Origin of the sequence: Photorhabdus namnaonensis, assembly GCF_001684335.1 — a bacterium.
Lineage (GTDB): Bacteria > Pseudomonadota > Gammaproteobacteria > Enterobacterales > Enterobacteriaceae > Photorhabdus > Photorhabdus namnaonensis.
This window is the reverse complement of the sequence record NZ_LOIC01000083.1, coordinates 170,108-183,526: the sequence shown is the minus strand read 5'-3', so window position 1 is coordinate 183,526 and position 13,419 is coordinate 170,108. Positions and strand designations below refer to the sequence as shown.

The 13,419-nt window shown below is 39.7% G+C and carries 14 protein-coding genes; 6 read left to right on the top strand and 8 right to left on the bottom strand.

Going from position 1 to position 13,419, the window contains the following annotated elements:
• The first annotated feature begins 22 nt into the window (after positions 1 to 22).
• A complete protein-coding gene (glpQ, locus tag Phpb_RS18690; RefSeq protein WP_065391672.1) occupies positions 23 to 1,099 on the top strand; it encodes a glycerophosphodiester phosphodiesterase in 1,077 nt (358 codons plus the stop codon).
• Positions 1,100 to 1,148: 49 nt separating this feature from the next.
• Here glpQ and epmA read toward each other — a convergent pair whose 3' ends face one another.
• The 4 genes from epmA to Phpb_RS18670 all read right to left on the bottom strand — a co-directional run bounded on the left by epmA (position 1,149) and on the right by Phpb_RS18670 (position 4,617).
• Entirely contained in the window at positions 1,149 to 2,126 is a 978-nt protein-coding gene (gene epmA / locus Phpb_RS18685; RefSeq protein ID WP_065391671.1) for an elongation factor P--(R)-beta-lysine ligase, read from the bottom strand.
• A gap of 237 nt (positions 2,127 to 2,363) precedes the next feature.
• Complete coding sequence (locus Phpb_RS18680; RefSeq protein WP_240492612.1) at positions 2,364 to 2,780, bottom strand: fascin domain-containing protein; 417 nt, start codon at positions 2,778 to 2,780, stop codon at positions 2,364 to 2,366.
• Between the two features lie 551 nt (positions 2,781 to 3,331).
• Positions 3,332 to 3,745: a fascin domain-containing protein gene (locus tag Phpb_RS18675; protein ID WP_065391669.1), complete on the bottom strand. Its 414-nt coding sequence runs from the start codon at positions 3,743 to 3,745 to the stop codon at positions 3,332 to 3,334.
• A 458-nt stretch (positions 3,746 to 4,203) separates the two neighbouring features.
• Positions 4,204 to 4,617, bottom strand: a complete 414-nt coding sequence (locus Phpb_RS18670) for a fascin domain-containing protein (protein WP_065391668.1) — start codon at positions 4,615 to 4,617, stop codon at positions 4,204 to 4,206.
• A gap of 732 nt (positions 4,618 to 5,349) precedes the next feature.
• Here Phpb_RS18670 and frdA point away from each other — a divergent pair.
• From frdA to frdD, 4 genes are read left to right on the top strand one after another with little or no spacing between them, the layout of a single operon-like run.
• Positions 5,350 to 7,146 (top strand): fumarate reductase (quinol) flavoprotein subunit, encoded by a 1,797-nt coding sequence (frdA, locus tag Phpb_RS18665; protein WP_065391667.1) that lies wholly within the window; start codon positions 5,350 to 5,352, stop codon positions 7,144 to 7,146.
• Positions 7,139 to 7,873 (top strand): succinate dehydrogenase/fumarate reductase iron-sulfur subunit, encoded by a 735-nt coding sequence (locus Phpb_RS18660; RefSeq protein ID WP_065391666.1) that lies wholly within the window; start codon positions 7,139 to 7,141, stop codon positions 7,871 to 7,873. Before frdA ends, Phpb_RS18660 begins: the two co-directional genes overlap by 8 nt.
• Positions 7,874 to 7,890: 17 nt before the next feature.
• A complete protein-coding gene (gene frdC, locus Phpb_RS18655) occupies positions 7,891 to 8,283 on the top strand; it encodes a fumarate reductase subunit FrdC (protein ID WP_065391665.1) in 393 nt (130 codons plus the stop codon).
• 16 nt (positions 8,284 to 8,299) lie between these two features.
• Positions 8,300 to 8,653 (top strand): fumarate reductase subunit FrdD, encoded by a 354-nt coding sequence (gene frdD / locus Phpb_RS18650; RefSeq protein WP_065391664.1) that lies wholly within the window; start codon positions 8,300 to 8,302, stop codon positions 8,651 to 8,653.
• Between the two features lie 151 nt (positions 8,654 to 8,804).
• On the opposite strand, the gene sugE is transcribed toward frdD, so the two are convergent.
• Together sugE and efp are read right to left on the bottom strand one after the other, a co-directional pair.
• Positions 8,805 to 9,119: a quaternary ammonium compound efflux SMR transporter SugE gene (sugE, locus tag Phpb_RS18645; RefSeq protein ID WP_065391663.1), complete on the bottom strand. Its 315-nt coding sequence runs from the start codon at positions 9,117 to 9,119 to the stop codon at positions 8,805 to 8,807.
• Between the two features lie 234 nt (positions 9,120 to 9,353).
• Positions 9,354 to 9,920 (bottom strand): elongation factor P, encoded by a 567-nt coding sequence (gene efp, locus Phpb_RS18640; protein WP_065391662.1) that lies wholly within the window; start codon positions 9,918 to 9,920, stop codon positions 9,354 to 9,356.
• Between the two features lie 38 nt (positions 9,921 to 9,958).
• On the opposite strand from efp, the gene epmB reads away from it, so the two are divergent.
• Positions 9,959 to 10,987, top strand: a complete 1,029-nt coding sequence (gene epmB, locus Phpb_RS18635; protein WP_065391661.1) for an EF-P beta-lysylation protein EpmB — start codon at positions 9,959 to 9,961, stop codon at positions 10,985 to 10,987.
• 59 nt (positions 10,988 to 11,046) lie between these two features.
• On the opposite strand, the gene Phpb_RS18630 is transcribed toward epmB, so the two are convergent.
• Both Phpb_RS18630 and Phpb_RS18625 read right to left on the bottom strand, forming a co-directional pair.
• Entirely contained in the window at positions 11,047 to 11,391 is a 345-nt protein-coding gene (locus Phpb_RS18630) for a DUF4156 domain-containing protein (RefSeq protein WP_065391660.1), read from the bottom strand.
• A gap of 911 nt (positions 11,392 to 12,302) precedes the next feature.
• Positions 12,303 to 13,187, bottom strand: coding sequence for a LysR family transcriptional regulator (locus Phpb_RS18625; protein ID WP_240492611.1), 885 nt, complete (start codon positions 13,185 to 13,187; stop codon positions 12,303 to 12,305).
• Positions 13,188 to 13,419 lie beyond the last annotated feature (232 nt).

Genomic DNA, 13,419 nt, shown 5'->3' with positions numbered 1-13,419 from the left:
TAACTAAAACGGAGAAACACACATGCAAACTCCAATCAAAACAATAATAACAGGTATTATTTTAGCCTCATCGATGTCAGGCATCACACAAGCGGCAGATAAGATTGTTATCGCCCATCGAGGCGCAAGTGGATATCTGCCTGAACACACTCTACCAGCCAAAGCGATGGCTTATGCCGAAGGTGCTGATTATCTGGAACAAGATCTGGTCATGACTAAAGATAATGAACTGGTAGTCTTACATGACCACTACCTTGATCGTGTCACTGACGTTGCCGATAAATTCCCTAACCGTGCTCGCCAAGATGGACGCTACTATGCCATCGACTTTACCTTATCTGAAATCAAGTCATTAAAATTCACGGAAGGCTTCGATATTAAAAATAATCAACAGGTACAGAACTTCGCCAACCGTTTCCCGATGTGGAAATCTGATTTCCGAATCCATACTTTTCAGGAAGAGATTGAGTTTGTTCAAGGATTAAATAAATCTACCGGCAAAAGCATCGGTATTTACCCAGAGATTAAAGCACCGTGGTTCCACCAACAAGAGGGTAAAGATATTTCCACTAAGGTGCTGACAGTGCTAAAAGAGTATGGTTACACCAAGAAAAGCGACAAAGTTTATCTGCAATGTTTTGATGTCAACGAACTTAAACGCATCAAAAACGAACTGCAACCCAAGTTAGGCATGGATCTGAAACTAGTTCAACTTATCGCCTACACCGACTGGAATGAAACTTATGAAAAACAATCAGACGGCCAATGGACAAATTACAGCTATGACTGGATGTTCAAACCAGGTGCTATGAAACAAGTGGCAAAATATGCTGATGGCATTGGCCCTGATTATCATATGATTGTGTCTGAGGATTCCACACTAACCAATATTAAGTTAACCGGTATGGCGAAAGAGGCTCACGCCAATAATATAGAAGTCCATCCATACACGATTCGGGTTGATCAACTGCCTAAATACGCCACCAATAGCGATCAACTTTTCGATATCATGTATAACCAAGCGGGCGTAGACGGTGTATTCACCGATTTTCCCGATTTAGGGGTGAAATTCTTGCAAAAACAGCATCAACATAAATAAGATGCAAACAAGGCGCCTTAATCAGCGCCTTGTTCCTGCCGCTTGATAATTACGCCTTAGTTATCGAAAAGGCCATAACATCACTGAGCTTTTCAGCCCGCAAAGCCAACATGACTAAACGATCGACTCCAAGCGCCACACCTGCACACTCAGGCATCCCTTGTTTCAGGGCGCCAATCAGATTTTCATCAATTGGTCGAACAGGTAAACCTAACTCTGCACGTTTACGGTTATCCTGTTCAAAACGCTGACGCTGCTCATGACTATCAGTTAGCTCACGGAAGCCATTTGCCAATTCAACGCCTTTAAAATAGACTTCAAAACGCTCTGCCACCCGATGATCTTCTTTGCTGATTTCCGCCAAAGAAGCCTGAGAAGCCGGAAAATGGTAGATAAAAGTTGGCTTTTCAGTACCAATATGCGGTTCAACACCAACAGCAAACAAAAGCTGTAATAAAGTATCCCGGTCTTCTTCTCTATCGGCAATATTACTCAGATCCAGTTTGGCCGCGACTTCACGCAATTTTTCTTTCTCTGCTGATAGCGGGTCAATATCCAGATAACGCAGGAAAGCTTGCTGATAAGAGAGTGATTCTGCATTTTCACAATCAAGGATCTGTTGGAGCAAATCATCAACTTCATTCATCAAACGATACATATCATAGTGAGGCCGATACCATTCCAACATGGTAAATTCAGGATTATGATAACGACCCGCCTCTTCATTACGGAAGCAACGACCAAGCTGATAAATAGGACCGCTTCCTGCTGCCAGCAGGCGCTTCATGTGATATTCCGGGCTTGTCATCATATAAAGAGCCATACCATCCGCAGCACCCGGACCAACAAACTCCGTCTGAAAAGCAAATAATTGAATATCAGTCACTGTAAACTGACCCATCGCAGGCGTTTCAACTTCCAATACCCCACGATCTGCGAAAAAGCGCCGTATTTCTGCTAAAATAGTCGCTCGTTTCAACAAGTTGGCGATAGGTGCGCTTGGCTGCCAGTTTGCTGTTTCGCTCATGTAAATGACTCCAAAATAAAACCAAACGTGCAGTCTACCTGCATCACACATATCAGACAAATTATTACCGTCTGATCATCCCGGAACAACTTAGTCTGTCTCGCATCAAGACTATCGCAGATGACTACTACCGGATATATTATTATCTATCTGCCCAAATATTACCGTCGGATAAAAATAAAATAGTGATAGCTTTTTTCCTGACAAAACAAAACCAATACCAGCCAAAATCACTATTTACTCTAACAGAGTTATCAATTTAAAATGGCAAAATCCGTCTATATTGGTTTTATCAGCCTTAATATAATGAATACCTTTCGTTTTAAGCCGAGTCAGATATTTTCCATTATCTGCCTTTAGTGCTATCAAATTATAGCCGACATCTTCTACAATAAACGTAGAATGAGCATCAATATTCAATTTTGAAGCCTCAATATAATTACCACCAGGCCGAACAACCCGACTCAAATAGAGCCCATTGTCTGCCCGAAGTGCCATTGTATAAGCATTAAATAGCGTCACTACATACCGGGAAGAAGCACCAATAGTATATCTTACAGCCTGAATATAATTAATACTTCCTATATTGAATCGACTCAGATAAAGGCCATTATCTGCCTGCAATGCGATAGTGTGCTCTGATAATGCCATCATAGCCTCCGTTTAAATATATACCCGTCATCTTTCAAGTTGCCTCTTTGTTGGCTGCACTCACTCACCCCAGTCACATAGTTACCTATGCTCCCGGGGATTCGCTCCCTTGCCGTCGCGATCCATCTTGAAATCTATAGGGTATAATTAATAACTTTATAGAATATCATTTAAACCTCACATTGACTCTCTATGCCCATAGAAATTAAATTCCCTTGTTGAATATATACTATTACCATTAAACAATAAAATATATCTTCTATTTATTATGGACGATATAGCCAGTTATTACTTGTAATTATTAAATAACCAGAAGAAATTGTCATATTTAAATTAAAATTAAGACATTATAAGGAAACTGAAAAATAATTTAAGATGATAATTATATAACTAGTAACATAAAGAATACATTATCAATAAAATTCTTATGAAATATAATTAACATTTCATCTATAATATTAATTAACCAATCCTATTATTTTACTATTAAAATAATAGTGGTCAGATAAAATTGACCACCATGATAAGATGCAGTAAAGATCAAAATTATCCAATTACAGATTTATAACTTTAAACTGGCAATATATATCCAAGTCGTATTTATCCGGTTTAATATAGTTAAAAATACCACCAGCATTGATCCGACTCAGATATTTTCCATTATCCGCACACAAAGCTACCACATTATCGTCGATATACTCTAAAGTAAAAGTAGAATAAATATCAATGTCTGATTTTGTCGCTACTATATAATCGCTACCAGCCAGAGAGATCCGACTTAAATAGAGACCATTGCTTGCACGAAGGGCTATCTTATTAGAGCTAAGTTGTGTTGCAGAATATTTGGTGTAAATGTCAATAATAGATTTATTAGCTTCAATAAAGTCAAACCCGCCTCCTCGATCAATTCGACTTAAATAGAACCCATTATCTGCTTGTAATGCAATAGGGCTACTTGATAATCCCATAACATTCTCCTATTTAAATATATTTAATTTATTTCATTCAACTATATTATTTATAACACATTAATTTAAACATCACATTTCACTACTCCTGTAAATATAAATTATTTTCAATGAATATATACAACAAATATGATTATTAAATACCAAAATATATTTTTGTATTATTTTGAATGATATAATCATTTAAGATTTAATTATAATATTCATTAAGCATAAATAGTTTTCACATTTAAATTATAAAACAATAAACTATAAACAAAATAAAAAGTTATTTGAAATCATTAATTGCAACATTATAAATAACTTTAAAACCCATTATTATCTAATTATCTTAAAATAAGTAATAAGTTTTTATCTGACATATTAAATAGCTGATATTATTAGTGCAAAAAATAAGACAAAATAATAGTGGCCAGTTTTACCTGGCCACCATAAAAAACTCAAGTAAAGATCATTATTTATGCAATTAGCGTGGTAACTTTAAAGTGGCAATACACATCTAAATTAACTTTATCCGGCTTAATGTAATCAACACCATTCTGAGTGATTCGACTTAAATACTTTCCGTTATCTGCACGTAGAGCTATCACATTACATCCGACATCCTCTACTGTAAACGTAGAATAAACATCAATACTTGATTTCTCAGCTTCAATATAATCACCACCAACTCGACTAATCCGGCTCAAATAACGATTATTATCAGCAAGAAGCGCTATCGTATTGGTACTAAGCTGTATTAATTTATATCTTGAGTATATATCAATGGCAGATTTAACAGCTTCAATATACTGAACCCCCGCCTGATCTACTCGACTCAGGTAGAGATTATTATCTGCTTGCAATGCAATAGTGATATTTGGTAATCCCATAATATTCTCCTATTTAAATACATTTTTATTTCTTAAATTAATTAAGTAAAATGACTTTAATCATGAAAAACTATTTAAATATTACTTATCCCTTTACCTGTAAAAACAAAACTCCTTTACTAAATAATAGGTCATTAAAATAAAATATCAAATTATATTTCCACATCTATTTTCAATAACATGGTTATTTTACTTTCAATTATAACATCCATAAAACAAACAGAAGTCATTTTTATATTTAATTTAAATAATAATTATAGAAAATAAAAATAACTTAAGATTATTAATTATAATATCATCAGAAGAAATAAATTATCTGAATCTCACTGAATATTTACACAATTTCTAATACTGACAAAAATATCAGATAAGTTAAATTCACACTACACAGACTGTGTGCTCAGCCCCACCATAACACTCCATTATTTTCCTCAAAAGGCACTCTCATTACCAGATCGTGATGAACGGAAGAAAAAAATAACTTATTCCTGTCTCAGATCATATTTTTGTAACTAAATCTGACAATAATACCCTTTCATATCAAATTTATCTCACTTGGAAATCGCTATACTTAATCCAATACAAATAGTAATAAATAGCTGTCCTTAATCGTTAAAGCACAGGATTTTACCTAAAAAATCTTGCTATATAAGAAACAATAACAACAATATTTAGGAAAGTTACGACGATTTTGCTTACTAATTAATTTCACTTAAACAATGGAGAAGCACAGTGCAAATCTTTAATGCCGATCTCGCTATTATCGGAGCCGGAGGAGCGGGTCTACGTGCCGCAATTGCCGCCGCTGAAGTTAATCCTCAAATGAAGATTGCTCTGATCTCAAAAGTTTACCCAATGCGTAGCCACACTGTGGCAGCGGAAGGTGGATCAGCGGCAGTCACCCAAGCGCACGACTCCTATGACTTCCATTTCAACGACACGGTATCCGGCGGTGACTGGTTATGTGAGCAAGATGTTGTTGAATATTTCGTCGAACACTGCCCAACAGAAATGATCCAGCTAGAGCAGTGGGGCTGTCCGTGGAGTCGTAAAGAAGATGGTTCCGTCAACGTGCGCCGTTTTGGTGGTATGAAAATAGAGCGTACTTGGTTCGCTGCCGATAAAACTGGCTTCCACATGCTGCATACGCTATTCCAGACTTCTCTTAAGTACCCTCAAATCCAGCGCTTCGATGAACATTTCGTCCTCGATATTCTGGTGGACGAAGGGCAAGCATGCGGTCTGGTTGCACTAAATATGATGGAAGGCGCTAAAATTCAGATAAGAGCCAATGCCGTCATTATGGCAACCGGCGGTGCAGGCCGTGTATACCGTTACAATACCAACGGTGGTATCGTGACCGGTGATGGTATGGGCATGGCATTCCGTCATGGCGTACCACTGCGTGATATGGAATTTGTTCAGTATCATCCAACCGGTCTGCCAGGTTCCGGTATCCTAATGACAGAAGGTTGTCGTGGTGAAGGCGGAATTCTAGTCAACAAAGATGGTTACCGCTATTTACAAGATTATGGCCTTGGCCCTGAAACTCCATTAGGCAAACCTGAAAACAAATATATGGAACTAGGTCCCCGCGACAAAGTTTCTCAAGCTTTTTGGCATGAATGGCGCGCCGGTCGTACTATTTCAACTCCGCGTGGCGATGTGGTTTATCTCGATCTACGCCATTTAGGAGAGAAAAAATTACTTGAACGCCTCCCCTTCATCTGTGAACTGGCAAAAGCGTATGTTGGCGTTGATCCCGTTAAAAAGCCCATTCCGGTCCGACCTACGGCACATTACACTATGGGCGGTATTGAAACTGACCAGAAATGTGAAACCCGCATTAAAGGACTGTTCGCCGTTGGTGAATGTTCTTCTGTCGGCCTGCATGGTGCAAACCGCCTTGGTTCCAATTCTCTCGCTGAATTGGTGGTCTTTGGCCGTCTGGCGGGTGAAGAAGCGGTTAAACATGTTCAGCAAACCAAACCCATTAATAACCGCTTATTGGATGCCCAGACACGTGATGTCTCAGCACGTTTGAACAACTTACTAAAACAGGAAGGAACGGAAAGTTGGTCGAAGATCCGTGATGAAATGGGGATCTCGATGGAAGAAGGCTGCGGTATCTATCGCACCCCTGAACTGATGCTAAAAACGGCTGATAAGATTGCTGAACTAAAAGACCGCTTCAAACGAGTGAAAATCACCGATAACACCAATGTGTTCAACACGGATCTACTGTACACCATTGAGCTTGGCTTTGGCTTGGATGTGGCTGAATGTATGATTCACTCTGCGATAAACCGTAAAGAGTCCCGTGGCGCCCATCAACGTCTGGATGAAGGTTGTACCGAACGTGATGATGAATACTTCCTAAAACATACGCTCGCTTTCTATAACTCTGGAAGTATCCCTCATCTAGAATACAGCGATGTGAAAATCACCAAATCCATACCCGCAAAACGTGTATATGGCGGTGAAGCCGCAGCACAAGAGAAAAAATATAAGGAGCAGGAGAATGGTTGATATGAACACCCTGAGAGTGGAGGTCATGCGCTATAATCCAGAAAGTGACCATAAACCCCATTTTATAACCTATGAAATTCCTTATGATGAGCAGACTTCTCTACTTGATGCCCTAGGTTACATTAAAGACAATCTCGCTCCCGATCTCTCTTACCGCTGGTCTTGCCGTATGGCTATCTGTGGCTCTTGCGGCATGATGGTTAACCGCGTGCCGAAGTTAGCCTGTAAAACCTTCCTGCGTGATTATCCTCAAGGAATGAGAGTTGAAGCGCTGGCTAACTTCCCTATTGAACGTGACCTGGTAGTGGATATGACCCACTTTATTGAAAGTCTGGAAGCGATCAAACCATACATCATCGGGAATGACCGCAAACCTTTTGAAGGCCCAAATATTCAAACTCCAGCACAGATGGCGAAATATCATCAATTTTCCGGCTGTATCAACTGTGGCTTATGTTATGCCGCTTGCCCTCAGTTTGGTCTGAACCCTGAATTTATCGGCCCGGCTGCAATCACGCTGGCTCACCGTTATAACCTCGACAACCGCGACCACGGTAAGAAGAAGCGTATGCCCCAACTTAACAGCCAGAATGGGGTATGGAGCTGTACATTCGTTGGTTACTGTTCTGAGGTCTGTCCGAAACATGTCGATCCAGCCGCGGCTATCCAACAAGGCAAGATCGAAAGCGCGAAAGATTTCATGATCGCCATGCTAAAACCACGATAAGGGGGAGGAAGAGAGTAATGACAACTAAACGTAAACCTTATATCCGCAGCATGGCTCCCAACTGGTGGCGGAAACTGGGCTTTTACCGCTTCTATATTCTGCGTGAAAGTACCGCCGTTACGACTATGTGGTTCAGTATCTTATTGATATACGGTCTATTTGCTTTAAAAGGCGGCGCACAAAGCTGGGATGAATTTATCACGTTCCTGAAAAACCCCGTCATCCTGCTGATTAATATCATCACTCTGCTAGGTGCTCTGCTGCATACTAAAACCTGGTTTGAGCTAGCGCCGAAGGCAGCTAACGTAGTAATAAAAGGCGAAAAAATGGGATCTGGGCCAGTAATCAAACTACTATGGACCGTCACTATTATCGTCACCATGATTATATTAGGTATAGCCTTACTTTAATCTCAAGGAGGATCTAATGAATCAAATACCTAAACGTTCCGATGAACCGATTTTTTGGGGATTATTTGGCGCCGGTGGTATGTGGGGCGCAATTGTGGCGCCTGCCATTATTTTATTGGTAGCAATCCTTTTACCATTGGGAGTAGCACCGGAAGCGTTAAGCTACACACGAATTCTAACCTTCTGTCAGAGCTTTATTGGTCGTGCGTTCCTATTACTGATGATTATTCTACCGCTATGGTGCGGTTCACACCGTATCCACCACGGTATGCATGACCTGAAAATTCATATCCCTGCAAGTAAATGGATTTTCTACGGCCTGGCCGCGATTCTGAGTGTTGTCGCGATAATCGGGGTTTTTACTCTGTAGTTGAACTATTCTGAATATTGTGCTTTCCGCAGGTTCATTTATTCTCCTTTCGATAATGAACTACTACAAAAAGTCGGTATTTCTTGATAAAGAATATCCCATATAGAAGCTGCACTGCCAAAATGTAAAATCTTTGGAGTGCAGTTCAATATTAACTGGACAATTTCAAACCGATAATACCGGCGATAATCAGAACAAAACTTAGAATCCGGGCAAAACTTGCAGATTCACCGAACACTATAATGCCAAAAATGGCAGTACCCACTGCCCCTATTCCAGTCCACACCGCATAAGCTGTACCTATCGGTAAGCCTTTCATCGCATAAGCAAGCAACCCCATACTGAGCGCCACAGCACCGGCTGTAATAAGGCTCGGTATCAACCGGGTGAAACCATGAGTATATTTCAGGCCAACCGCCCAGACGACTTCGAATAAACCAGCAATAGCAAGAACAAACCAGGACATATCAACGCCCCATATATAGTTGTGGAGTCGTCCCCAGAAAACGGCAGTATATCCAGGTCGTCCCGGATAACCATTAGAAACAGAGATGAATTATAGTCGTGTAAAATTGCAGTATCAATAACACAATATCGTGAGCTTAAAAGATAAAATAGCCATGCCCGGTATTATCACCAATAAAGAAAAACCACAGTCTGCTTCCAGAACTGCGGCTTTTATCGAATACAGTCGGGGTAATTATTTTACGCGAGAAACGTATTCACCAGAACGGGTATCCACTTTAATCACTTCACCAATTTGAACGAACAGAGGTACTTTAACTACCGCACCAGTGCTCAAAGTTGCTGGTTTACCACCCGTACCTGCGGTATCGCCTTTCAGACCTGGATCAGTATCAGTAATTTCTAATTCAACAAAGTTTGGTGGAGTCACAGAGATAGGCTGACCATTCCACAACGTCAAGATACACTCAGCTTGTTCTACTAACCATTTCGCATTATCGCCAACCGCTTTTTCATCAGCAGCTAATTGCTCGAAGGTTTCGTTATTCATAAAGTGCCAAAACTCACCATCGTTATACAGGTAAGCCAGGTTCATATCCATCACGTCGGCAGATTCTACAGAATCAGTAGATTTGAAAGTCTTTTCCAGCAGTTTACCGGAAATCAGCTTACGAATACGAACACGGGCAAACGCCTGACCTTTACCCGGCTTCACGAATTCACTTTCAAGAATAGCGCACGGCTCGCCATCTAACATGATTTTAAGACCTGAACGGAATTCATTGGTACTATAAGTAGCCATGGAGATCCTCTTTCTAAACAAAATGGCTTAGCCAAAAAATGGCGCACATTATAACCCCAAAGATCATCATCAGAGAAGACTGGCTGAAACAACTTACAGATGTTATTACCGACCCTGATGAATTATTACAATTATTATCTTTAGATGAACACCCGACATTGAGTAAGGGGAACGAAGCACGTCGCCTGTTTCCACTACGGGTGCCTAGAGCTTTTGTTGCACGTATGCAAGTAAACGATCCTAATGATCCGCTGTTGCTTCAGGTCATAACGACACCAGAAGAATTCACGCTTACACCTGGTTTTTCTACTGATCCTCTGGATGAACAACGTAGTGCTGTCCCCGGTCTATTACATAAATACCGTAATCGTGCATTATTGCTGGTTAAAGGAGGATGTGCGGTTAACTGCCGTTATTGTTTCCGCCGTCATTTCCCATACGAAGATAACAAAGGTAATAAACGCAATTGGCAGCAAGCGTTAGATTATATCCAGCAACATCCTGAACTTGATGAGATTATCTTCTCTGGCGGCGATCCTTTGATGGCAAAAGATCACGAACTTGATTGGTTAATCAGTAATCTAGAAAAAATTTCCCATATCAAACGACTGCGTATTCACACTCGTCTGCCTGTAGTTATTCCTGCCCGGATCACAACAACGCTTTGTGATCGGCTGGCGCAATCAAGATTACAGGTACTCATGGTGACACATATCAATCACGCTAATGAGATCGACCAATCCTTACGGAACAGTATGATGTTGCTGAAACAAGCAGGTATCACGTTACTAAATCAAAGTGTGCTGTTACGCGGTGTCAATAATCATTCTGATATTCTGGCTGATCTGAGCAATGCTCTGTTTGATGCAGGCATTCTGCCTTATTACATTCACGTGCTGGATAAAGTACAAGGCGCCGCCCACTTTATGGTCAATGATGAAGAAGCCAAGGAGCTTATTCGGGAATTACTGACAAAAATTTCAGGTTACTTAGTACCACGTCTGGCAAGGGAAATCGGCGGAGAACCGAGTAAAACACCTCTTGATTTGGGATTAAGGCAAAATTAACAAAAAATTCATGCCCGGATACTTTTCAGCCGGGCATATCATTCAAATTCTGAATGCCATTACTGGCATTTATAGACCTGACCAATTATTTTACTATCCAGTGGAGCAAAGCTCGATAACAGACTTTCACTCGGACTGGTAACTCCATAAATCACATTTCCCCCCATGACTGCGGCTTTATTGCGTAAATCATTAACTGCCCCACGCATTGAGCTGCTTTCATTACTTACACCAGTCATCCAATTGCTTTGTGTACCTGTCACTTCACCTAATAACTGACACTCGCTATCAGGCTTAATGTCAACAAAAAGAACCTGTGAACCTCCAGAAGTTAATTGGTTGGTGGTCGTACACCCTGCCAGCAGTAGCAACACTGAAGCGCTGAGCAAAACTTTAATTCGCATGTTTTTCCTCACTCATTGTTGTAAATTCGACAATTAATCATCAATATACCTTGTTATGCACCATTATCGCAAAAAATAATTTAATAAAGGTATCCTTAAGGTAAAATGTTTAGGCTAAAAATCTTTTATGCCAAGATGAATTCAGTAAAAAAATAGGGAAAATAACCGAATAAATAATACGAATAAGCTCAATAAGTTACTTTTCCCATAAAAAGGTAACTCATTAATTATCCCATTAGTTATCTCCCCAAAAAATATTTTATCTATTATATTAATGACCTGATAGGACATTCACAATACTACAAGTACTAAAACTAATATGGATTATAAATTTTCCTCCATCTCTCTTAATTTAAAGAATCAATCTGCAATATTAAAAGTATAATATAAATATTTAACCAATTCGTTAACTCCTAAGAGCGTCTTGAATAAACTTATAATAATCAGATATATAAATAATGTTTCATAATTCTGCTACACATGACCTTCTCCAACCCATTGTTATACATAGAATTATGGGTAGTATAAGATGTAGCGCTATTTTAGAATCTTATTTATTTCCTGTTAGTATATTTGTGCTTGTTTTCTATCTGATAAATTCAATTCACATGTTGCGAATGATATTAAACTTAAATCATCTCGTTAAAAACACCATTATAATATCTATCAGCAGTTTTAAATTGGTAATATCTCACAACAATCTTTTATTAAGTAATTATCTGACATTATATTTGACAAAAATTACACTTATTAAGATGATTTAGAAATTATACTCATCTTAATTTTATGTGGATTTTATTATATATAAATAACTATTCCTTTCTAACACTGACTCAATTTGAATACAGATATTCCATTGATACCACGATAACACTCAATCAAATATTTTCGTGGTCCCAATTTTATGGTTATTACCATCCATCACCAATATGGATGTGCTCTGCTAGATAGTCGAGAAATACCCGTACTCGTGATGGAGGTTGCCTTCCTGTGCCGACAAAAACAGCATATATTTCTTCCTTATCGCCAGGATTATAGTTCTCAAGTACAGGTAGCAACAAACCAGCCTGAATATCAGCATTCACATGGAAACGAGCCAGTCGTGCTAAGCCAAGTCCTGCTATTGCAGCTTTACGCATGGTTTCTCCATCACCAAGTAACAAGTTCCCTGAAGGCAATTGTTGTCCCCACTCTTCCGAACCGATGAAAGGCCACGCTTTCACATGGCGGGTGAAACCAAAACCAAGTCGATTGTAGCGACCCAGATCGCTAGGCATAGCAGGCATCCCTACTCTTTCAAGGTATGAAGGAGATCCTACCACAACCATGCGACTTGACCCCAACCGGCGCAGCATGAGACATGAGTCGTCCAGAGGAGGGCCGGTACGAATTGCCACATCGCTACGATCATCAAGTAAATCCACTATCAAGTCACATAACGAGATGTCGAGCGTGATCTCCGGGTAGCATTGCAGGAAGTCCGGTAATAAAGGCATCAAGCAATGTTTTCCAAAAGCAACATGACAATTCACACGTATCCGTCCACGCGGCACCGTTCCCTGATTTGCTTCTTGCTCTGCGGCTACGATGTCCTCCAAAATCCTGACACTACGCTCATAGAAAACAGAACCCTCAGCCGTTAATTGAAGTTTACGTGTTGTTCTATTCAACAGCCGTACACCAAGTCGCATCTCCAGTCGATTAATAAGCTTACTGACTGCTGATGGCGTCATGTCGAGCTTGCGAGCAGCGGCAGAGAGACTCTCCGATTCAATTACCTGAACGAATACAGCCATTTCTGTGGATCGATTAAATTTGTGCATAGATATTTGAATTATTTTCCAAAGTCCTATGAATAAGTGAATTTTAGTCTAATAAGCTCATTTTTTCTAAACTTAAGAAAATATTTTTTTCCTTAAGAATTTTCCCTATGCCAAATCATCTTTATTACTTAATACCTTGAACCGCTTTTTAAGCTAATGAAGAGGACAATCACTTTGTAAAGCCGCAGTTTCACATGGTGCAGGA